General features: G+C 31.2%; 17 protein-coding genes. 1 reads left to right on the top strand and 16 read right to left on the bottom strand.

Annotation, left to right across the window (positions count from 1 at the left end; genetic code table 11):
• Positions 1 to 24: 24 nt before the first annotated feature.
• Positions 25 to 1,275, bottom strand: coding sequence for an oligosaccharide flippase family protein (locus ACYX4H_RS11895; protein ID WP_476236490.1), 1,251 nt, complete (start codon positions 1,273 to 1,275; stop codon positions 25 to 27).
• Between the two features lie 15 nt (positions 1,276 to 1,290).
• Positions 1,291 to 1,566 carry an STAS domain-containing protein gene (locus ACYX4H_RS11890; protein ID WP_476236489.1) on the bottom strand — a complete coding sequence of 92 codons (276 nt, stop codon included), beginning with the start codon at positions 1,564 to 1,566 and terminating at the stop codon, positions 1,291 to 1,293.
• A gap of 225 nt (positions 1,567 to 1,791) precedes the next feature.
• Here ACYX4H_RS11890 and ACYX4H_RS11885 point away from each other — a divergent pair, with 225 nt between their 5' ends.
• Complete coding sequence (locus ACYX4H_RS11885) at positions 1,792 to 3,795, top strand: tetratricopeptide repeat protein (protein WP_476236488.1); 2,004 nt, start codon at positions 1,792 to 1,794, stop codon at positions 3,793 to 3,795.
• A 463-nt stretch (positions 3,796 to 4,258) separates the two neighbouring features.
• Here ACYX4H_RS11885 and ACYX4H_RS11880 read toward each other — a convergent pair whose 3' ends face one another.
• The 14 genes from ACYX4H_RS11880 to ACYX4H_RS11815 all read right to left on the bottom strand — a co-directional run bounded on the left by ACYX4H_RS11880 (position 4,259) and on the right by ACYX4H_RS11815 (position 22,902).
• Complete coding sequence (locus ACYX4H_RS11880) at positions 4,259 to 6,838, bottom strand: DUF6923 family protein (protein ID WP_476236487.1); 2,580 nt, start codon at positions 6,836 to 6,838, stop codon at positions 4,259 to 4,261.
• 108 nt (positions 6,839 to 6,946) lie between these two features.
• Entirely contained in the window at positions 6,947 to 7,669 is a 723-nt protein-coding gene (locus tag ACYX4H_RS11875) for a LytR/AlgR family response regulator transcription factor (RefSeq protein ID WP_476236486.1), read from the bottom strand.
• Between the two features lie 111 nt (positions 7,670 to 7,780).
• Complete coding sequence (locus ACYX4H_RS11870) at positions 7,781 to 8,722, bottom strand: UDP-glucuronic acid decarboxylase family protein (protein ID WP_476236485.1); 942 nt, start codon at positions 8,720 to 8,722, stop codon at positions 7,781 to 7,783.
• A gap of 138 nt (positions 8,723 to 8,860) precedes the next feature.
• Positions 8,861 to 9,178, bottom strand: coding sequence for an Hpt domain-containing protein (locus tag ACYX4H_RS11865; protein ID WP_475295994.1), 318 nt, complete (start codon positions 9,176 to 9,178; stop codon positions 8,861 to 8,863).
• Positions 9,179 to 9,181: 3 nt separating this feature from the next.
• On the bottom strand, positions 9,182 to 10,240 hold the full coding sequence (locus ACYX4H_RS11860; protein WP_476236484.1) for a sensor histidine kinase: 1,059 nt from the start codon (positions 10,238 to 10,240) through the stop codon (positions 9,182 to 9,184).
• On the bottom strand, positions 10,240 to 11,373 hold the full coding sequence (locus tag ACYX4H_RS11855; protein ID WP_476236483.1) for an FIST signal transduction protein: 1,134 nt from the start codon (positions 11,371 to 11,373) through the stop codon (positions 10,240 to 10,242). Before ACYX4H_RS11855 ends, ACYX4H_RS11860 begins: the two co-directional genes overlap by 1 nt.
• A 3-nt stretch (positions 11,374 to 11,376) precedes the next feature.
• Positions 11,377 to 13,470 (bottom strand): PAS domain S-box protein, encoded by a 2,094-nt coding sequence (locus tag ACYX4H_RS11850; RefSeq protein WP_476236482.1) that lies wholly within the window; start codon positions 13,468 to 13,470, stop codon positions 11,377 to 11,379.
• A complete protein-coding gene (locus tag ACYX4H_RS11845) occupies positions 13,471 to 14,010 on the bottom strand; it encodes a heme NO-binding domain-containing protein (protein ID WP_476236481.1) in 540 nt (179 codons plus the stop codon).
• Between the two features lies 1 nt (position 14,011).
• Positions 14,012 to 14,422, bottom strand: coding sequence for a response regulator (locus tag ACYX4H_RS11840; protein WP_475295989.1), 411 nt, complete (start codon positions 14,420 to 14,422; stop codon positions 14,012 to 14,014).
• A gap of 190 nt (positions 14,423 to 14,612) precedes the next feature.
• Positions 14,613 to 16,043 (bottom strand): rubredoxin, encoded by a 1,431-nt coding sequence (locus ACYX4H_RS11835; protein WP_476236480.1) that lies wholly within the window; start codon positions 16,041 to 16,043, stop codon positions 14,613 to 14,615.
• Positions 16,044 to 16,045: 2 nt separating this feature from the next.
• On the bottom strand, positions 16,046 to 19,567 hold the full coding sequence (locus ACYX4H_RS11830; RefSeq protein ID WP_476236479.1) for a molybdopterin-dependent oxidoreductase: 3,522 nt from the start codon (positions 19,565 to 19,567) through the stop codon (positions 16,046 to 16,048).
• A gap of 171 nt (positions 19,568 to 19,738) precedes the next feature.
• On the bottom strand, positions 19,739 to 20,002 hold the full coding sequence (locus ACYX4H_RS11825; RefSeq protein WP_476236478.1) for a hypothetical protein: 264 nt from the start codon (positions 20,000 to 20,002) through the stop codon (positions 19,739 to 19,741).
• A gap of 311 nt (positions 20,003 to 20,313) precedes the next feature.
• The gene (locus tag ACYX4H_RS11820) at positions 20,314 to 20,979 is read right to left on the bottom strand and encodes a response regulator (protein ID WP_476236476.1); all 666 of its coding nucleotides are present in this window, start codon (positions 20,977 to 20,979) and stop codon (positions 20,314 to 20,316) included.
• A gap of 108 nt (positions 20,980 to 21,087) precedes the next feature.
• Positions 21,088 to 22,902, bottom strand: a complete 1,815-nt coding sequence (locus ACYX4H_RS11815) for a sensor histidine kinase (RefSeq protein ID WP_476236475.1) — start codon at positions 22,900 to 22,902, stop codon at positions 21,088 to 21,090.
• Positions 22,903 to 22,910 lie beyond the last annotated feature (8 nt).

The following is a 22,910-nucleotide window of genomic DNA, read 5'->3' as shown; positions in this document are numbered from 1 at the left end:
AGTGTAGACGAGTGGTAATTTACTTTAGACTAACTGTTTTTTCTTGTGACTAAGCTTAAAAAACACCAGTTGAATACACAATAACAAAAACATGGCTATTATTTGAACATGCACAACTTGCGCTAAACTATCATGATAAAAAACAACTAAGGCTATTTGAAGTACACCAAAAACACCCGAGATTACAACTGGCACGTATTTATCTAAAGACAAATAGTAGTATGCAAATATGTTAGAAATGGCAAACATAGATGTTGCTATGGCGTATTTCCATAATAAAGGTGCCATTGCAATATAGCTTTTACCAAATAATATAGTTATTATAGTTTGCGGCATTATAGAACATACCAAAACAATGGTTGTAGAAATAGCGGCAATATAACCTACGTATTTAAACAAGGTTGGCGCAGTGTCTAATCCGTCCTTTTTCTGCTGAACAACCGTTGGTAGCAGTAACATTACAAACATCCACGCTATAAAGTACACTATACGCCCTATTAAAGCTAATGATGCGTAGAGTCCTGCTTCGTAAGATTCAAAATAATGTTTAACCAATAATATATCACTATTATTAATTATAATTTGTGTTAATTCATAAAACGCTGTAATTATAAAAAAACTACGGATGTTTTTTGTTTGTGATTCTGAAAGCGAAATTTGCCCTTTGAAGTTTAATAAACTGAATTTAAATGGCACTAAACCAAAGGCAAAAGACAATAATATACCAATAGCAATGACTACTGAAGATTGTATGTTAAGCAAAAATATAATACCCAATGTAATGAGCAACCTACTTAACATTTCTAATTGATAAGTTATTGATAAGTTTTTAAAAGCTTTTTTACCTTGATAAACACCACGGTTTACACTCATTAAAAAATACAAAGGCACACCAACACCAAAAATTACAAACATACTAGATGATGATGTATTAAAAACCATTTGTAGTTGTTTTGAAAACACCACAATAGCAATACCCATTAACACGCCAATTAATAAAGCTTGTTTATATACTTTGGTAACAAATTTTTCTAGAATATCATTTTCAAATAACACTGAAAATTTTGCAGTTACCAACTGAAATGTCATAGCCGCAAACGATAGTACTAATAAAAATGTAATTAAAACGGCTGCATCTGCAAATTGTGCCGGCCCTAATATACGACCCAATATTAAATTATACAGGTAATTACCACCGTTTACCAGCAAAACACTGAGCATGAATATTTGCTCGGGTGTAATTTTTTTTGATTTTAAAACCGTTAATATTTGCATAACTACTTTTTAAAATTAAGCCTTATTATTATTAAACTGCTTTAAAATAGAGGCGCTTTGTTTACCTGTAAGTTTAAAATTTACATTTTTAATTAATGCATTTTTATAAGCTTTATAAATAGCAAAAACACCGTTATTATCAATATTTTTAACCAAATCTAAATTTAGCGTTAGTGCTTTTTCGCTATTAATTAAATAATTTAAGTGATTTAATAAATTGAATGATGTAGATGCATTTATTGTGCCTTCAGCAAAATAAACACCATTATTTCTTTTAATTTTAAGAGCCATAATTCATAATATTTGGGGTTATTATTTTATGTATTTAACACAAATATCAGCCAACTTACAGTGAATAAACCTTTTATTTCGGTGAGTGGCAATTTGCTGTAGATGAATGATTGAAAAGTAATGACTAACTTGCAGAAGTATAAAACCAACCCCAAAATTATGCACAATAAACACCTATTTTTGTTTGCTTTGTTTTTAATAAGCGGCTTTTGCTTTTCTCAAGACATGAAAAAAGGCTTTAACCTATTAGAAACTGGTAAATATCCTGAAGCCGAAGTTTTTTTTAATAATGTTTTAAAAGAACACCCTGATAATAAAACCGCCAAACTTTGTTACGGAAGAGCTGTTGGACTAGCCGGAAATGCACCAAAAGCAGTAACTATATTTACAGAATTATTGGAGGTTTATCCAAATGATTTTGAAGTAAAACTTAACTATGCCGAATCTTTACTATGGGGCTCAAACTTCCCCGATGCTAAAGTGTATTATGAAAAGCTTTTAAAAGAAAACAACCAAAGTTTTGCAGCATTGCTTGGGTATGCAAACACGCTTTCTAACTTAAAAATTTACAATGAAGCGCTTACTCAAGTAAATAAGGCCTTACAGGTTTCTCCTGGCAACCCCAATGCTATGGTTTCAAAAAAATATATTTATTTAGGTTATGCATACCAAAAACAACAAGCGCAACAATATGATGAAGCCGAAACCTTGCTAAAAAAGAATTTAGAGCTTTTTAATAATGATAAATCAACCTTATTAAACCTTGCTAACCTATACATTATTGCTGGTAAATTTGATGAAGCCGAAGCCACGTACCAAATAATTAAAACCTTACCCGAAAGTGAAACTACAGCACTTAACGGTATTGCGCTTGTAAAACATTTAAAAGGAAAAGAAAAAGATGCTTTAAAAATAAGTAAGCAAGCATTTAATAATATACCAAATATTAAAGACACCCTTAAAATAAACCAAACCAAAGAACGCTACATACAGGCTTTAATTTGGAATAAAAAATTTAAAGAAGCCAATACTTTAATTGACGAACTTAAAACTGAAAAGCCTAATCAGGCTTGGGTTTTATCACTTAGCGCTACCCTAAATATTTACAAAAGCGAATTTAAAAATAGTATTAATGACTACAACCGGATTTTAGAAATAGACAGCAGCTCTTTTGATGGTAATTTAGGTAAAGCAAATGCTTTAAAAGCTACAGGCCTATACAAAGAAGCCTACCAATGGGCAAATAACACTTTAACGTTTTATGAAAAACAAAAAGATGCCTCTAACTTTATTAAAAATTTAGATAAAAGTTTTACTCCTTTTTGGGAAACCAAAGCCTCTTATTCTTTTGATAATGGTAACAACAAAGCTTATGCTGTTAATACCTCCATTGAGTTCCCAATGTCTACAAAATTTAAACTAAAAGCGGGATACGGTTACAGAACAACTAGTAATAAAGTAACAGATAATGAGGCAAATTCTAATGCATTCACCTTTGGTTTAGGTTATCAATTACTACCAAATATTACATTTAACGGTAATGTTGGTGTAACGGCTGCTAATGCTAATGATCAATCTTACACCCAATTAGTTACAGATGCTTCATTCAACATAAAACCAATGAAACTACAAGTTTTAGATATTGGTTATAAGCGTGAAATACAAAGTTTTAATGCCGAATTATTAGACCGCCAAATAGTAATGAACAATATTTACGCCAACTATAGTTTAAGTACAAACGTTAACATTGGTTGGTTTACACAGTACTTTTACACGTGGCAAAATGATGATAATGCAAGAAACTTACTATTTACATCATTGTATTATAATATTTTAAGTAAACCATCATTAAAGGCCGGTTTAAACTACCAATACATAACCTTTAAAAACCAAGTACCAACCATTTATTTTAGTCCGGAAACATTTAACGCTGCCGAAATTTTTATAAACCTAATTAAAACCGATGGCATTGCAAAAGCTAAAGAATGGTTTTATGAGCTTACCGCTGCAACAGGTTTACAGTTTATTGAAAAAGACCCGAAACAAAGCACTTACAGAATTCAGGCTAAATTAGGTTATAAATTCTCAGAACGTTGTCAACTTAATTTATTTGGCACTCGTAGTAATATAGCATCGGCTACTGCAGCTGGTTTTACATTTAATGAAATTGGTTTACGCTTTAAATGGTACTTTTTAGAGAAGCCTATTTTTAAGAAAAAAGAAGAATAGAAAAATAAAATCCTTTTCATTTATAATAACCTGCTAAATATATTGGCAGGTTTTTTTATTCAATTTTATTATTCAAATAAACATATTTACTTTAAAAACACTGATACATTGATGGTTACTTTGTTATTATTTATTACTAAAGGTACTGAAGTACAGCTTACCAATTGCATCAATAAAGCTCATTTATCTCTTAATGAATAAAAACAATACATCAAATTTATATTAAAAAGTGTTTTTAAAATATACCTCTAATGAATTTACTAATTACATTATTTTATGCTTTTGAACTTTAAAACACAACAAAACAACACCTTTTATGTTGTTATAACACTAAAAATGAAACTTATATGAAATTTATTTAGAATGCAATTATAACTCAAAAACCTATGAAAGTATAATAACAAAAAAGGCAAAACCATTAAGTTTTGCCTTTTTTACCATAAAATAAATAGTTGCTATTAACTTATTCTATTACTAGTTTAACGGTTTTATAAGTAGTTATTTTGCTATTAATTTTGCAGAAATATAATCCTGAACTTAAACTTCCTCTGTCTAATTTAATTTGGTTATTACCATTACTTGTTGTGTATTCTAATTGCTTAATTAAGCGTCCGTCTTGGTTAAAAACATCTAAAGTTACTGGTTCAATAGCATTGGCTATAAACTCTATATTTGTTGTATTAAGCATTGGGTTTGGTACTGCTTGAGTTTCAGCGCCATTTTCATCATCCATTTGATTTGTAGATAAACTACTGCTATGAGAAAAATGAAGCTGCTTTAAATCCATTTTTTTAGTTTCTTCGGCACCATATGCCAACATGGTAAACACCACCGAAACAACATCATTTGCTTCAAACTCTTGACCTGTTGATGATAAAAACATATTAAACGGCACACTATAATTGGTTAATGTATTAGTTAATGGAATGGTTACTTTATATTGCTCTTCCCAATTGCTAATACCTTCTTTAACCAATCTAACAATCATGTTTCCAGTTCCTTTAGCTTCAAAATTAAAAGTATCAAAAGCAGTTAAATTTACTGGGCTAAATTTAGCGGTTAAAGACCTGTAAGCTGCCACATAATTATTGGTTGTAGCTTCTAATGATAAGTTTCTTTCAATAGCAAATTGGTTGTCATCAAATGATAATGTATTAGGCTCTACGACATAATTAGTAACTGTGGCATCGGCATCATCATAGCCCCAAGAGCCGTCAGATAAGAATAAATCATCGGGTGTTGCAATACCATCACCAATTCTAAAACCAACGTCAAATAAAGTACCAGCATCTACTTCTACATTAGAAATATAGCTTCCGCTAGATAAATCTATGTTTGATGAAATATAATTAACCGTTTCAGTTTCTGAAGCTCTTACACCAGCATCAAAAGTAACAGCTTGTGTTCTGTTTGTGTTTACAATTTGTAAATCTAATTTACCATTATGATATTTTCCTTTTTTAATAAACACTGTTGGTGGTGTAGAATTGTTGTATCCTACTATTGGTTTTTGTACTTCTAAAAGATTTAAAACTTCATCGGCTAACTTGTATAAATCATCTAATGAATTTGCCCAAATTTGGAAGTTATAGTACGATACGCCGCTTTCATATTTATCAATATTCCAATGGCTTTCAATTTCAAAATCATTACCACTGTTACTATTTTTAGCAGCTAAACTTAAAACAAATTCAACACCGCCATTAACATTTTTAAACAATGTTTTTATAAACGCATGCTCTCTAATTTCAATAGTTGAAACAGAAATAATTTCTGCCCCTAATAACCTATCACAAATTACTTTGGTATGCTCATAAACACCGTTTTGAGTTTCTAAAAGTAAAATTGAAGCCGCAGTAACATTATCTTTTATATAATCTACTGAATATACATTGGTTGCATTGGTTATATCAATCAAATCATTTGGTGATGATTCTACAGCACTATCTTCATTTACTACCCCTAAAGGAATTAAATCTTCTAACTGAAAACCTCCTGTGCTTTTACTTGTTTTTTTACCGTATTTAGTGCTTTTTTTAACTTTTTTAGCTGTGCTAACGTTAAATTTATAGCTATTTTTTACTCGGTTAAAGTTTCTTTTACTAATTTTTTCAGATAACCTATTGTTACTTTCTAGACCACCTGTATTGGCACTAGATGCAGATGCTGTAATTATTGGACAAGTAAATGTGCCTGAACATGATGGATCATCACAATCTACTAAACCATCTCCATCATCATCAATACCATTTATACAATCTTCTTGTGGAACGGGAGCGGTAGGGCATCTAGCCCCATCATTTTGTGAACTTGCAGGCCCAAAGGCAAATAAGTTAGAATTTATAGCATTACTGCCTGTTAAATCTTGTACATTTTGAATAACATAAATGGTTCCTGTTTGGTTGGCAGACACATAAAAACGGCCAGAAGCATCAAAATACACAGCGCCATATGTGTAGTTTAAACCAGATAAAATTGGTACTTCACCTAAACTTACTACAGAACCTGTTTCTGCATTTATTCTATATAAAATATTTGTATTTTTTTCAACGGAATAAAGCATGCCATCAACAGCATTAAACGCCCAATCGTGTATATTTAAACTTTTAGACATGTTAAGCGTTTGATGATGTTTGCCAAAATTTGCAGATTCAGGATCTAAATCTACAGCATAATACGTTGCGCCGCCTCCTTTTAAATAGTAAATACCTGAAGCGCTAACGTCTCCAATGTACCTTCCGTTTGTAGAAAGCTCATCAATATAATACGTTGTAGTTTGAAAATTTTTACCAATACGAACTATAGTTTTTGATGGCGAACTTAATGAGCCCCATATATAACCGTCTTTTGGGTTGTATGCAGCTGCATTAATATTTCCTGGTGTAACATCGGTTGCTACTACATAGGCATTACCCGAGGCTAAGTCTATGGCATACACATCATTGTATTGAAACAAATATGCGTTATAATCGCAGTTAAAAGGCTCACTTTGAGCAAATAAGGAAGTTGTGCAAATTAGTAATAATAGTAAAGTTTTTTTCATGACACTAGATTTGGTGTCATAAAATTAGTTTAAACGCAGACTCTTTTGGGGTAAACTTCGGTAAATGAAAGATAAGTGTAGACGAATGAATGTATTTTAAAGATAAACTTATAAAAGGTTTAAGCGCTTCATAAGTTCAGGTCTGTTTGACCTACTTACAGGTATTACATCTTTCTTAATTAACACACTGTTATCTTCAATATCAATAATTTTTTTAGTGTTAATAACGTATGAGCGGTGTACTTTTAAAAACGTATCAATTGGTAATTTTTCTTCTATTTTTTTTAGTGTAGAATGTACCGTATAGTTTTTATTTTCAGTTTTAATGTTAATATAATCACCTTTAGCTTCAATTAAATAAATACTAGCCATATCTATTTTTATTAAGCGCCTATCTATATTTACATATAAATCTTTTTCAGAAATGCGCTCTTCTTTTTCTTTTTGGGCGATTATTTTATCTTGTTGCTCAACCTCTTTTTGTCTTGCCTGCGCTTTTAATATAGCCTTGCTAAACCTCTGTAATTCAATAGGTTTTACCAAATAATCTACAATACAATTATATTCAAAAGCTTCTATTGCAAATTTAGAATCACTAGTTGTTAAAATAATATTTGGTGGATTTTTTAAGGTTTGAATAAAATCAAAACCTGTAAAATCTGGCATGTGAATATCTAAAAAAATTAAATCTACAGTGTTTTGATTTAAATATTTTATGGCTTGTATGGCATTAGGAAATTCTTCAACAACGTTTAAATTAGAAAAATTTGTACATAGTTGCGCAATTATAGCTCTTGCTGTTTGTTCATCATCTATAATAATACAATTCATATGTTGGTAAACTAATGTTTAATTGGCTCTAAATATCTTTTAGTAATTAGCGTGTGATATAAATCTAATTAAAAATACGAATTTTATACAGGTTTTAACAAGTTTTTTCTTTTAAATAATAGTTTTAAAGTAATCTATTGTTTTTAAAAGCCCTGTTTCTAATGATACTTTTGGTTGCCAATTTAGTTTTTCTTTGGCAAGAGTAATATCTGGTTTACGCATTAAAGGATCATCGGAAGGCATTGGTTTATAAACAATTTTAGATTTTGAATTGGTTAATTCTATTACCTTTTTTGCTAGTTCTAAAATGGTAAACTCTCCCGGATTACCAATATTTACAGGACCTATAAAATTATTAGGTGTATTATTCATCATGGTAATCATACCTTCAACCAAATCATCAACATACTGAAAACTTCGGGTTTGTTTGCCTTCACCATAAACTGTAATATCTTCATTCTTTAATGCTTGTACTACAAAATTTGAAACAACTCTGCCATCATTTGGGTGCATTTTAGGACCATAGGTATTAAAAATACGAACAATTTTAACCGCTACATTATTAGATTTATGATAATCTACAAACAAGGTTTCTGCGGCTCTTTTACCTTCATCATAACATGAGCGCTCTCCTATTGGGTTTACATTACCCCAATATGCTTCTGTTTGTGGGTGCTGCAATGGGTTGCCATATACTTCGCTGGTTGATGCTTGTAAAATTTTGGCTTTAACACGTTTAGCCAAGCCTAACATATTTATTGACCCCATTACTGAGGTTTTCATTGTTTTTATTGGGTTGTATTGATAATGAATTGGTGATGCAGGACACGCAAGGTTGTATATTTCATCGGTTTCTATAAAAAACGGACTTGTAATATCGTGCCTAATGAGTTCAAAATATGGGTTATTTAATAAATGAACTATATTCTGCTTTTGCCCTGTAAAAAAGTTATCTAAACAGTAAACTTCATTATTTTCTTTTAATAAACGTTCGCATAAATGAGAACCTACAAAGCCTGCGCCGCCTGTAACTAGAATTTTTTTTCTAATCATTATCTATATTCAAGTTATATTAATATCATGCCAAACAAGACAAAATATAGTTTTGCTTGTAAAAATATTACAATTAAATATAAATGAAAATTATTAATGTATTATAATTTGAAGAAACTGTGTTTGCTGCAAAAAGTGCTATAAACTATCAAGAAAATTTGTTATGGTTTGTAAAATATTAGCAAAATCTTCTTCACCTTCAGTGCTATTATCAATTAAATTATGCTCGTATTTCTCAGCTATTTTATAGCTTTTATCTAAACCCAGTAAGTTTATTTTATGTTTTAATTTATGAACATTTTCTGCAGCTAGTTTATAATTTTTAGCATTGAAATTATTAAAATAAACATCTCGCTCTTCTGGATATTCTTGCTTTATAATACCAATTAATTTAGCTTCAAAAGCTTTATCGCCACCTGATAATGTATTTATGTATGATAAATTGGGTTGCTCCATGGTTTATTTTTTTAATGTGAAATAAAACGTAGTACCTTCACCTAAAGTAGAATCTAACCAAATTTTACCACCATAGGCATTTACTATTTTTTTAGCTATAGATAAACCTATTCCTGTGGCGCTTGGGTTGTTTTCTAATTTTTGAAAGGGCTTGAAAATTTTATCAAAATACGCTTTTTCAATACCTTTACCGTTATCTTTTATATAAAATTGCCAGTGCAAACTTTCTTCTTTAGCGCCTATTTCTATAAAGCCTTTTTCTTTATCAATATACTTTATAGCGTTGCCTATTAAACTTTCAAAAAGTTGCCTTATTCTAGGTTTATCGGCTTCTATTTCTGGTAATTTATTAACTACTTTTATGTTTATGTGATTAGGTACAGAAAAATCATTAACAATATCTTTCACAAACGCATCAGTATTTAAAACACCTACTTGAGAATCTGTTTTATTAACGGTTGAATAATTTAAAATACCTGTAATTAAATTATCCATACGCTCTACATTGGCTCTAATTAATTGTAAATTTTGAGCTTTATTATTGGTTTCGTTTCCATTTGTTTCTTCATTTAACCAAGTTGTAAGCGCATCAATACTACGAAGCGGTGATTTTAAATCATGAGACACCAAGTAAGCATAGTTACTTAGCTCTTCATTTTGGCGTTCTAGCTCACCCATTAATTTTTCGCGCTGTTGGTTCATTTCAACTATTTCTTGGGTTTGCTTTTCTATAAACTCTGCTAGTTTTATACCATCTAAATTTTCTGTTGATGGTAATGCTTTTTGCGAAGTTTCTAAAGGTCCTGTGAAATTTAAAGTTTCAATAACTTTATTAAGCTTATCAATGAGGTTGCTTTGTATTTCGGTTTCTTTTTTTAAGTTTTTATTAGCTTCAAAAAGTTCTTCTGAACTAATTTCCATGGCTCTTTGTTGCATTAATATTTGTTCATCAAAGTTATCATACGACCTATTTACCGCATCTAAAAACGCCATCAAATCTTCATTTGATACATTTTTATCACTTAAATATTTTTTAACTTGATGTTTTAATAATGAATTCATTATTCACTTATTAATGTTAATGCTACGGTTTGGTTGTGCAACTGGCACATGTTTTCATCATTAAACGGTGCTATTTCACCGTATGAATGAAACCCTGTTACATAAACGTTGTTTCCAACAATTTCTTTTACTTCTTCTAACTCTTCAACAGCTCTTTGGTCTAATAATATTTTTCTACCAATACAACTTACCAATAATGCTAATTGCGGTTTATTTACTCTGCCCTCTAATGCTCTATTTGCTGCTTGTTCTGAGGCATGTATTAAATTATCAACATTAGACATCATGAGTTGTACTTTTGAATTTACTGGCACATCGCCCGCAAAAATCATGGCATTGTAATCTTCATTTATATTTAAAATAGTCCTTACGTACGATTGATCATCAGTTTCTATTTTTACACCTAAAGGGTAATATAATGCTGCTCCTGGTAAATCTTTTGCTTTATCGCCTAAGTATTTTTTATATAAATCTAGAGCCGGTTTATTATCTAATTCGTACAATATATTTCCTTTTGCTTTTGTTACCACTCGCTCTGGCCCAAAGGGCTTCCAACCACCTTCAATAGATGATGATACATCAATAGTATCACCATAAAGACCAATGGCTACAATTTCGCCATCTTTAGGGTTTTCGTTGTATGATACTAAGGTTCTTTCAAACCTGGCATCATCACCACATAAACCACCTGTAATTAATACATTATTATCGGCTGCAAAATTCATGCCTCTAGCTAATTCACTGCCGTTTACAAAACTACCATCAGATAAAACAATAATATTTTTCAACCCTTCTTTAGGTAGTTTATTTACTAAACTTGCACCTGCTTGAAAGCTATCTAACTTGGTTTCGTTTAAATTTATTGTTTCTATTTTGAAGGTACTTTTTTCAAATTCTATGGCTGTAATTATTAAGCAATCATCTTCAACTGAAGCTGTTGTAATATTGCCACTAGTTGAAGCAAATACAATGTGCCCTTTTGGAAACATTTTGGAAATTGCTTTGTAAATTTTTGGGTTTTCTAGTTCAAAACGATTACCAAAAACCATTACTAAGGGCTGTTTTAGCTCCATGTAAGGTGTTACGGCTTCCCAATCTTTTTCTTTATATTTTTTTAATTGTACAACTTTCATCTTTTATTTTTTTATTGTGAAAAAGAATGTAGTCCCTTCATTTAGTTTACTAGTTAACCAAATGTCTCCTTCATGCAGCTCTACTACTTTTTTTACTATTGATAAACCAATACCTGAGGAATCTTTTCGCTTGTTTACAGATTGAAATACTTTAAATATTTTTGAGTGGTATTTTTCATCAATACCAATACCATTATCTTGTATTGAAAATTTATAATGTGTTTTAACGTCTTCAACAGCTACTTTTACATAACCTTCGGGTTTATCAATAAACTTAATGGCATTACTTATTAGATTTTGAAATACTTGCTGTAATTTGGTTTTATCACCTTTAACAGTTGGTAATTTATTTAATATTTCAACTTTAATATGCTCTGGTGTGTACATTATTTTAATTAAATCTGAAATAAGCGTATCTAAATTTACATCGGTTAATTCATCATCATCATTACCAATACTTGAGTATTCTAAAACATCAGAAATTAATTGATCCATTTTTTCTAATGTGGTTTCAATAAGTGCTATATTTTGAAGGCTTACATTATCTAGTTTATCAACATTATCTTCTTTTAACCATGTAACCAAAGCGTTAATACTGCGTAATGGCGACTTCAAATCATGTGACACAATGTGAGCGTATTCTTGTAGCTCATCATTACTTTTTGCTAATTTTTCTAAAAGTTCTTCGTTTTTAGATTCTATACGCTGTTTTTCTCTTAAATTAATGGCGCTTTTTAGCTGCATTGCCACTAAACTTGCAATACGTTCTATGGTTTGCAATTGTTTATTTGTAAAGTAGTTTTTACTGCTATGTCTGGCATCTATTACACCAATAACCTTGCCTTCATTAGCAATTGGCACTGTTATTTTTGAATTTAATTGTTTGCCTGAAAACACATACTTACTGTTTGAAGAGGCGTCTTTTGTGAGTATTGGCTTTCCTGTTTTAACTACAGTATTAACAACACCTTGCTCTATAGGAAATTTAGCACTTTCTAAGTTTTTCTCTCTGCTTTCAGCATCTACACCGTAGCCTGCAATTGGCTCAATATAATCACCATATTTATTAACTAAATAAATTATACAATAGTCTGTATTTAAATATTCGGCAATTCTAGAAGTAATTACATTGGCTATTTCGTAAATATCAATTTTACCTAAAATGGCATTGGTAATTTCATTTACCATGCCAAGTATTAAAGCGCGTTCTCTTTCAGAGGTAATATCTTCAACTAAACCCAGCCTGTATTTTACACTACCATCACTATTTCTTACAGCTGCAACACTGGTTTTTGCCCAAAAAACAGATCCGTTTTTTCTTATATATCGTCTATGAAGCACAAAATTATCAATTTCGCCAGATTGCATTTTTAAAACGTATTGTTTTACTTGCTCTTCATCTGAATTATCAGCAATATCTTTAATTGATTTTTCTAATAATTCTTCTTCAGTATAGCCCAATAACCTTTGAAAAGCTTCATTGGTTCTTATAATTTTAAAATTTTGAGCAAGTACAATACCCAATGATGAGTTTTGAACAATAGCATCTAGTTCCTTTTTTTGTTCTTCTATTAATAAGGCTGTTTTTCGCTCTTCAGTTACGTCTCTTACAATACCTTGTGCTGCAACGGGAATGCCTTGATCATAAATTATACTAGCATTTATGTGTACTAGTTTTATATCATTTTTATTTGTTTTTATTTTTATGATGAAATCTGTTACGGCTCCTTCTTTTAACAAGGTTTTAAAAGATTGAGAAACTACTTCTTGCTCTTCAGCTATAGGAAACTCTAAAAGGTTAGCGTTTACGTTTTGATCATCAAACCCTAATAAATTTACGGCGGCATCATTCATTTTTAAAATGTTACCCATTAAATCCATTATTACGTAGGCATCAACAATGTTTTCAAAAACGCCTTGTAATTGTGAGTCAGTTTTATCTAAAAGCGCTTCTAATTCAAGGTATGATTTTTCTAGTTTTTTATTGGCATTATAAAGTTCGGCGGCTTTTTGTTCTAATATTTTTTCGGCTGCCTTTCTTGCTGCTTTTTCTCTAGATAAAGCACGTTCAAGTATTTCGATTCTGTTTGGGGTCATCTAGTACTTATTAACTAAAAACTTAACTTCTGTTCCGTCTTCTTTTAATTTTTCAACTTCAATTTTTGCTTTGGTATCAAAATACTCGAAAGTTTTATTCATAAGGCCTAAACCAAAGCTATGCATGGCTCTACTAGATTTATAAATCATTACTAATTTATTACTAGATTTTTCTAAAACTTCAAAGGTAGGTAGCTCCGCATCTGGATATATTTTTCTTACCTCAACATGTATATGGCTTTCAATAGATGATAGCATTTCTATTGGGTTTTTGTAATTTTTTAATAAATCGCCATAACTGTTTTCTAATACAGAAAAGAAATGCTCTGCATAAACTTGTAGCAAATCATCTGTTGCTATACCTGTGTTTTTACTTAGGTTTGTTACTAATTGTAGCATTTCAGAAAAATCATAAGTTCCTACAGATGTGTATACACCTCCAGACTCTAGTTTAGACTGACTAATAATTTGGTCTACCATTTCTAAACCAAATTTATCTTCTACAAGTTCTAAAAACTCAGAAAACACAATACCTTTCATTTTATTTCTTTTTTAATTCGTTAATACTCCAATATGCCAAAAGTTTTTCAATGCTACTCATGTAATCTTCGTACTTTAAAGGTTTTAAAACATAGCCTGCAATACCTAGTTTAAAACATTCTAGCAAATCTCTATCATTGCTAGATGTAGTTAAAATTATAGCGGGTAAATATTTTAAATACTCATCTTCCTTTAAAATGGTTAAAAATTCAATACCATTTATTTTGGGCATATTCAAATCTAACAAAATTATGTCAGGTAAATCTGATTTGTCCTCTAAAATTTTTAAAGCTTCTTCCCCATTGTTAGCTTCAATAATTTTATGATTAAGTTGAAGCGCCGAGAGCACGCGGTTAAATTTCATAACCTCAATCATATCATCTTCAACTAGTAAAATATTTAAATTTTTCATACCATATATTATTTATCAGCGTAAAAATATATTACTAGATTTAATGTTGAAGCCTACTTTCTTTTAAGCGATGCTTTAGGTTGTTAGAATGCAGATAAGTGTCGACGAATGGTAATTGCTACCAATTTAAAAAACCATTATTATTTAAAGGAAAAACCATTAAGAGGCATGTGTAAAAACCGCACTATTGTTATAGTTGTTTTACTAATTCTTTCTTTTGAAAATTAGATTTTGGTGCTTCGCAAAGTGAACAGCAATATGTTTCAGGTAAACTTTCAAAAGGGGTTAACGGAGCAATATGTTGTGTAACATCTCCATATTTTTGGTTGTAAACCGTTAAGCATGATGTGCATTGGTAAACCTCTTCTGTAATTTGTTTGGGTACTTTTTTTGTTTCTAAAGTTTCTTTTTCTGAGCCTAAATCTTCAAAATATAATTGGCTTAATTCCATTAAAAGCCCGGGTAATTCAACTTTATCAACATCTTGTACATGCATAATGTATGCGCGTGTATTAGGATCGAAATTTTTAGCGTACAAAAGGTTGTAAGTATCTCTAATTTTAAAATCTCCTATAGGTGCTGGTTGTTTATTTTTTTCAATAACTATGGACGTAAAATAGTGCGATGTTTTAGCATAATCTGTTATTCCGAAAGTTAAACCGTAAGTACTAATATCATTTTGATCAAAATTAGATACCAAATACTTTTTTAAATTTAAAGCCTCTTTATTTGCGGCCGGAATATGCCAATTAAGTTCTAACATAGAGTGGCGTACATTAATACCACGTTTACCCAAAAATTTCTCCCAAATTAGTTTTGATGATCTTGGTATACCTTTAATTATGAACGATTTCCAGGGTGTAATAGAAATTTTACCAATTTTATTTTCTAGGCATAACTCGCACATTTCTTTTAAAAAAGAAATATCGTATTTATTATTTCTCCAATACAAACCTAACCAGTATTTATCCATACCTATTTTGTTCATGCCTTCATAATACGGAAACGGATGAAAAGATATTTCGAGTGGTTTATCTACAGTTCGGTTATTAGAATCTACAGCATCACTAACCAGCTCAAAAATAGTTTCAATTGTTTCTGGTTCTTCTTGCAAAACATTTTCAATGGCTGCAACTATTTTACCCATATCCCAACTGTAAATTAGTGCCGGATACATTTTAGCCTTTTCCCATTCTGGTAATCTTATGTATAAATACCAATAGTCTTCATGTTGTGATGCTATAAAATTTATATGTCCTGTAAATAAAGGTACTAAACGCTGTTTGGGGTCTGTTATATTTACTTTTAAGTGTAATTTAGATCTGAAAAGTTCTAAAATATACAAGTACTTATCACTTGTTAACCATTGTGTATTTGGGAAAATATCGGCTGATACGTATGAAGACATGATGTTAGACACACCTGTTTCTTCTTGCGATACTATTTTTAATTTATCAAAGCCGCTAAGTTTTTCTTCAGTAGCTTTTTTGGGTAATAAAATATCTTGACGCGACCCAAATGAAATTGATTTTAACCCAATAGCTTCAACACATTCACAAATATATTTTAGCTCACCTGGAGACAACACACCGCCTTTAACTATAAGTCTGTTTAATTGCATAATTATTTTAATACTTTAGAATTTTGAAGTATTTCTCTAACTTCAGTTTTACAACTACCACAACCTAAACCTGCGCCTGTTTGTTTACAAAGCTCTGTAAAATCTGTACAGCCTTTTGCAATAGCTTCCTCTACATTACCTGCACCAACCTGACTGCAAGAGCATATTAATTTACCTATTACGGGTTTATTATTTGAAGCGCCTCTAAGCAAGGTGTCGCGCTTTTCAGACATTTCAATTTTACTTTCAATAAGAGTTTTAAACTCTGCAAATTCATTTTTATCGCCCATTAATACAGCGCCTACCAACAAATCGTCTTTCACAATACACTTTTTGTAATAACGTTTTGATATGTCTGTAAACACAACTTCTTCATAAGTTGGATCATTTTCTGGCACGCTAATTTCACCAATACTACACAAGTTTAAATCATTAAACTTTAAAATATTCATTAAAACAGAACCGTTGTAGGTGCTGCTAACATCGCCACCAATAAAATTAGCAAGAATTGTTGCTTGCTCTTCGGCTGCTGATGTAATACCAAATAACTGATTTTTAAATTCGGCAATTTCACCAATGGCAAAAACATCAGGGTTTGATGATTGCATATGTTGATTTACAATAACACCCCTGCTACATTTTATGCCGTTTTCTTTAGCTATTTCAATATTTGGTCTAGTACCTATGGCATATACAATGGCATTAGCGGTAAATATCTTTCCACTTTTTAAACTAATGTTTAATTCACCTGTATCTTCATCATCAAAAACAGTACTAACTTCATTATCAAAATAAATTTGAATACCACGTTCTTGCACATCTAAAGCTAGTAGTTTACTAGAAACTTTATCTAATTGGCGCTCCATTAAACGTGATGCTCTTTGTATAATGGTTATTTTTAAATTTTTATGCTTTAGTGCTGCTGCTAGCTCTAAGCCTAATAAACCTCCGCCAACTATGGCTACGTATTGTTCTTCGGGTGGTAAACCTGTGGCATCTAAGTAGGCTTTAAATTTATCTGCATCTGTTTTATTTCGCATGGTAAAACGCCCTGGCAAATCTATTTGTACATCTTTAGGTATAAAAGCCCTACTACCGGTTGCTAAAATAAGCTTGTTGTATGTATGTGTTTCACCTTTACTGTCTATTACCTTTTTTTGTAATTTATCAATTTTAGTAATTAATGTTTCTGGGTGAAGTACTATATTAAGTTTGTTTAATTCTTGTTTTTTTATTTTAAGAAGTTGTTCCCAAGTTAATTCTTCAGTAACATATTCTGGTAGCAAAACTCTATTATAAAACAAATTAGATTCTTTTGAAAACACATGAATTTCATCTTTACTATTGCGCTCTCTGTAATTTTGAATAAAACGAAAAGCCGCTGCTCCTGCTCCTGCAATAATAATTTTTTCTTTAGGCTTTTCATATTTTGAAACATTAACACGTGTGAATTTAAAATCGGGTTCTTTTGAAACCGGGTCTACATGTGTATTTGTTAAGTTATTAGCGCGGTTTAAATCATTTTGTAATTGCTTGCCCCAGTGCATTGGTAAAAATACTACGCCTTTTTTAATAGCATCGGTTACTTTAGCCCTCACCCTTACTTTACCGTTACTGCTAGTAATTTCAGTAATATCGCCATCTTTTATTTTATTTAAATACGCATCAACCGGGTTAATTTCTAAAACAGGTTTTGAATAGTGCGTTTTTAAACGCGCTACTTTACCTGTTTTTGTCATGGTATGCCATTGATCTCTAACACGACCTGTTGTGAGTATTAACGGGTATTCTGGGTTTGGTAATTCTGAGGTATTCTCTAAAGTTGTTGGTACGTTAAAAATGGCTTTTTTTGATGGTGTAAAAAACACTTTATCTTGAAATAATCTAGGAGTACCACCGTGCCTGTATTGATTTACAGGCCATTGAAACGTGCCTTCGGTTTTTAATCTATCATAATTTAAGTAAGACACATCAATATTTGTGCCTTTGGTCATGGCGCAATATTCATCATAGATTTCTTCTGCAGAACCATAGTTAAAGCCTCTAAAGCCCATGCGTTGTGCAAAATCGCAAAAAATTTCAACATCGGGTCTAGCTTCCCCTGGCGGATCAATTTCTTTTGGTAAATATGAAATTCTACGTTCAGAATTCGTCATAGTACCTTCTTTCTCTAACCAACCAGCTGCAGGCAAAACTAAATCTGCAAACTTAACAGTATCAGATTTATGCGAAATATCTTGAACCACCACAAACTTTGCATTTTTAACAGCTTTTTCTACCATGTTTATGTTTGGCAAACTTACTAATGGGTTTGTACACGCTATCCAAATGGCTTTAAGTTTACCAGATTCTAAAGCATCAAACATTTCGGTAGCCGTTAAACCTGGCTTTGGGTTAATTTTTTCAACACCCCAAAACTGTGCTACTTCTCTTCGGTGTTCTTCATTCATTAAATCTTTATGAACAGCTAAAAGGTTTGCCATACCGCCAACTTCACGTCCGCCCATGGCATTAGGCTGCCCCGTTAATGAAAACGGGCCAGAACCCGGTTTACCAACTTGCCCTGTAATTAAAGATAGGTTTAAAAGGGCTATGTTTTTATTTACACCAACCACACTTTGGTTAAGCCCCATAGCCCACATGCTTATAAACCCTTTTGATAGCCCAATAATATCGGCTGCTTTTTTTATTTCTTTTTCTTCAATACCACAAATTTTAGCAGCTTTACTAATTCTTGTGGCTAATATTTGTGCTTTGTATGCTGCAAAACCTTCAGTATTGTTTTTTATAAAATCTTCATCTATTAAACCTTGGTCGTATAATCTTCGGCCAATGGCATTGTAAAGTACTACATCGGTTCCTGGTAAAATTTGCAAGTGTAAATCGGCAAAACTTGCTGTATCAGTTTTTCTAGGATCAACTACAATTATTTTTACATCAGGATTTTCTTCTTTATGCTTTTCTAAACGGCGAAATAATATAGGATGACACCATGCTGGGTTTGCGCCTGTAATTAAAAAACAATCGGCCAATTCAATATCGGCATAACTAATAGGCACACTATCTTCACCAAATACTTTTTTATAACCAACTACAGCAGAACTCATACAAAGCCTTGAGTTAGTATCAATGTTATTAGTACCTAAAAACCCTTTTGTAAGTTTATTGGCTATATAATATTCTTCAGTTAAGCTTTGCCCAGACACATAAAAACCTACACTATCTGGCCCATGTTTTTTTATTATAGATTTAAAAACACTTGCAGCTCTATTTAAGGCTGTATCCCAAGATACGCGCTCTAAAGGGTGTGATTTACTCCAACGCATTTCTGGGTATAAAATTCTATCTGAAGTATCATTAACAACATAATGTAAATTTCTGCCTTTAGAGCATAACATACCTTTATTTACAGGATGGTTTTTATCGCCTTCAACAACTACTTTATTATTGTTGTCTTTTTTAACAATAATACCACAGCCTACACCACAGTAAGAGCACGTTGTTTTTACCTCATTTTTAACCATAAACAGCAGTGTTTTTATTTAAATTTAAACTAATATTTTTAACTTGTAAAAGGCATTTTTAATAATTACGAATAGTTTTAAAAACACCCCTTAAACTTATATTTTGACTAAAAAAGTTGCTTCAGAAATACGTATTTAATACTTACGTATTTTCTTTTTGTTATTCCCGCTTTACAGGCTATAATTGTATTTTGCGGGAATAACACTCTCAAAGAAACCTGAACTAATACTAAAAACCCAGGATGTTTTTTTACTTTTTATTTTTATTGGCTGTAAACCTTCAGCTAAATTTTTGTTTTTACTTTGCGAAGCGTTATTAATAGTATCTTCTACTTTTGAAAATTTAATTTTTAAATCCAAAACACTAGTAATCAAAACCATAAAACCAATTAAAAAACAACTTTTAGAAACTAAATTAACTAATGATAATGACACATTTGACATTAATACCACTAAAACAAACCATGATAAAAAACACATGAAGAATGATATTGCGGTAATACAGAATGTACGTATTGAAACGTTTTTAAGGTTGAAAAGCGACAGTTTTGTTGCTTTTTGAGCTTGAATATTTATCATGACTACGTAATTTTTCAACACAAAACTAAGTATTTTTACTTAATTTTAGCATTCAAAGCATACGTAATTAATAATATTTATGAGATTAATAATTTACAAAAGCAAAATTTACAAATTCATTAAAATGGTTGTAACGAAAACCATATAATTTTACTAATAAAGCAATTTTATACCAACTGATATTCCTTGGCTTTTTCGGTAAGTTCTTTTAAATTAGAAACTTCTAATTTTTTCATTAAGTTAAACCTGTGCACTTCAGCAGTTCTTTTACTTATGTTAAGCTCTTCAGCTATATCTTTATTGTTTTTTAGTTCTAAAACCAAACCAAGTATCTGCTTTTCGCGTTTTGTTAATTTAAAAGGTAGTTGTTTAACCTCTGTATTTTGTTTTAGTGAAGCTGCCGATGTGCCGTTAACAAAATTATTCATTATAATTGCTGAAACATCGCCAGTAAAATATTTTCCACCAGAAGCTATTTTATTTAATGCTTTTAAAAACTCCTCTTTACTAGCCCCTTTAAGTAAATAACCATCGGCTCCAGATTGAATAGATTGTACTACGTACTCTTCAGAATCGTGCATAGAAAGCACCAATGTTTTTATATTTTTATAATTAGCTGATATGTTTTTCACAACTTCAATCCCATTCATTTCGGGCATTCTAATATCTACAATAAGTACATTGGGCTTATTGGTTTTAATAACTTGCAAAGCTTCTATACCGTTTGATGCTTCAGCAATTACCTTAATACCTTTTTGATCTTCTAAAAGCGCTTTTATACCATCTCTTACCAACGCATGATCATCTGCTAATACAACCTTTATTACATCCATAATTTATTACTCTGTGTGGCAAAAATACAAATTTTAAGTAGTTATACGTATCTACTTAATTTTATATTTCACATCATTGTTTTAACTTTTTATTACTGTTTGGCTAGTTTAATTCAAAGGAATATTTAATGTTATACGTGTGCCACTTCCTGGTTCTGAATTTATAAATAAGCGTCCGTTTATATATTTTATGCGCTCTTTCATAAAAGTTAACCCCATACCACCATCACCATTTTTTATGTTTTTAATTTTTGAAGGTTCAAAGCCTTTACCATTATCATCAACCACAATGCTTAACATGTTTTTACTACTAGACAAGGATACTATAATGTGCGAAGAATTGGCATATTTTATAGCATTATTAATAGCTTCTTGGGTGATACGATAAATATTTATTTCGGTTAAAGAATCTAATCTTTCATTAAAATCGGTTTTATTAAAAAGTAAAATTTCTTTACCTGTTAATCTAGCTAATTCTTGGGTTAACTTTGTTAATGCGGGCACAATACCATGATCTGCCAACTCTGGTGGTGTTAAATTAAACGTAGCGGTACGCACACCTTTAATTATGTTGGTTGTAAGCGCTTTTAAATGTTCTACTTTAACCGCTGTTTTTTCAACATCATTACTATCAATACTTTCTAAATTATATTTTAAACCTGTAAGCATTTGCCCAATGCCATCGTGCACATCTTTAGCTATTCTGTTTTGTTCTTTTTCTTGATTTTCAATAATTTTACTCGATACAATTTTTTGCTGGTTCATTTTCTCCTCAAAACTTGCCTTTGTAAGGCGTTCTATTTCAAGTTGACCTTCTTTTCGTTTTGTGATATCAGAGGCTATAATGAGTAATTCTGAACGCTCATTGGTAGGATTAAACGGTATCATAGAAAGCTCTAACCAGGTATCTGAATTATCTTTAGTGGTAGCTTTTACTTCTCCTTGCCAACCAATTTTTTTATACTTGTTTATTAAATTTTCTATGGTTTCCTGTTCGGTTTCAATGTTAGAAATCACTTTAGCAAAACTATCGGCTGAGTTAAATTTATTCAATTTAAAAAGCTTTGAAAACTTTTTACCCATGTGAAGAACGCGCCCGTTTGGAGAAATTCTTGCAAACAGCAAAGTTTCATCCATGGCATGACTTAAAGCCCGTAATTCTTTAATAGATTTTTCTTTGGCTTCACTTAAAACATCGGCATTAAAGGCCATTTCTTTGGCTTTTTCTTCTGCTAAAATAAGCTCTGAAATACTCTTTTTTACTGTTTTTGCTGTGGGCCAAAAAATGAATAAAAATTCAGCTAACAAAAGTACTAGCGTAAACCCCATTAAAAAGGTTTCTAGTTTGCGTAACCATGCAACTTTGGCTTTGGCCTCTTTATCATATTGGTTTACAATACCATCCATTTGCACCAAAAAAAAGCCTTCACTTTGTGTAACCTTTTGTATTTGTTTTGTGAAAAATGCCGTGTTTGTTAATGCTGAAGATTCTATTTGATGAATTATATTTTCTGAAGCGTTTTTTATTGTTTTAAACGTTGGGCTTAATTTATTAAACATGCCCATAATAACTTTGCTATTGTTACCTGGTAAACCTAAACTATCACTACCATTTTGTAGCGCGTTGTGTGAGTTTACCCAAAGTTGTAGTGTTTGTTTTAAACCATCTTTAATTGCCTCTTGTTTAAGGCTATTTTTTTCTGCGGAAAGCGCTAAAATTTCTTTAGTAAGTTTTTGACTAAGCATACGCTGCCTACCTGCCACATTTATTATTCTAGAGTCGCTTTCTTGATCTTTTAAATGCTTTTTTATTAAAATTTGACTAACAATAACAGACAGCGCAATGGTACTAAGCGCTATAATATATAAACGCCTTAAGCGCTCAAAAGTTCTTTGATCTAAAGCATTTTGGTTGTTAGCCATACGTTGAA

Source organism: Seonamhaeicola sp. ABD4_340 (assembly GCF_056312135.1).
The sequence above is the reverse complement of the archived record's forward strand: the minus strand, read 5'-3'. Positions and strand labels throughout refer to the sequence as shown.

Coding starts and splice junctions, on each gene's coding strand:
- ACYX4H_RS11895 (WP_476236490.1), bottom strand. CDS start 1,275: ATGCAAATATTAACGGTTTTAAAATCAAAAAAAATTACACCCGAGCAA.
- ACYX4H_RS11890 (WP_476236489.1), bottom strand. CDS start 1,566: ATGGCTCTTAAAATTAAAAGAAATAATGGTGTTTATTTTGCTGAAGGC.
- ACYX4H_RS11885 (WP_476236488.1), top strand. CDS start 1,792: ATGAAAAAAGGCTTTAACCTATTAGAAACTGGTAAATATCCTGAAGCC.
- ACYX4H_RS11880 (WP_476236487.1), bottom strand. CDS start 6,838: ATGAAAAAAACTTTACTATTATTACTAATTTGCACAACTTCCTTATTT.
- ACYX4H_RS11875 (WP_476236486.1), bottom strand. CDS start 7,669: ATGAATTGTATTATTATAGATGATGAACAAACAGCAAGAGCTATAATT.
- ACYX4H_RS11870 (WP_476236485.1), bottom strand. CDS start 8,722: ATGATTAGAAAAAAAATTCTAGTTACAGGCGGCGCAGGCTTTGTAGGT.
- ACYX4H_RS11865 (WP_475295994.1), bottom strand. CDS start 9,178: ATGGAGCAACCCAATTTATCATACATAAATACATTATCAGGTGGCGAT.
- ACYX4H_RS11860 (WP_476236484.1), bottom strand. CDS start 10,240: ATGAATTCATTATTAAAACATCAAGTTAAAAAATATTTAAGTGATAAA.
- ACYX4H_RS11855 (WP_476236483.1), bottom strand. CDS start 11,373: ATGAAAGTTGTACAATTAAAAAAATATAAAGAAAAAGATTGGGAAGCC.
- ACYX4H_RS11850 (WP_476236482.1), bottom strand. CDS start 13,470: ATGACCCCAAACAGAATCGAAATACTTGAACGTGCTTTATCTAGAGAA.
- ACYX4H_RS11845 (WP_476236481.1), bottom strand. CDS start 14,010: ATGAAAGGTATTGTGTTTTCTGAGTTTTTAGAACTTGTAGAAGATAAA.
- ACYX4H_RS11840 (WP_475295989.1), bottom strand. CDS start 14,422: ATGAAAAATTTAAATATTTTACTAGTTGAAGATGATATGATTGAGGTT.
- ACYX4H_RS11835 (WP_476236480.1), bottom strand. CDS start 16,043: ATGCAATTAAACAGACTTATAGTTAAAGGCGGTGTGTTGTCTCCAGGT.
- ACYX4H_RS11830 (WP_476236479.1), bottom strand. CDS start 19,567: ATGGTTAAAAATGAGGTAAAAACAACGTGCTCTTACTGTGGTGTAGGC.
- ACYX4H_RS11820 (WP_476236476.1), bottom strand. CDS start 20,979: ATGGATGTAATAAAGGTTGTATTAGCAGATGATCATGCGTTGGTAAGA.
- ACYX4H_RS11815 (WP_476236475.1), bottom strand. CDS start 22,902: ATGGCTAACAACCAAAATGCTTTAGATCAAAGAACTTTTGAGCGCTTA.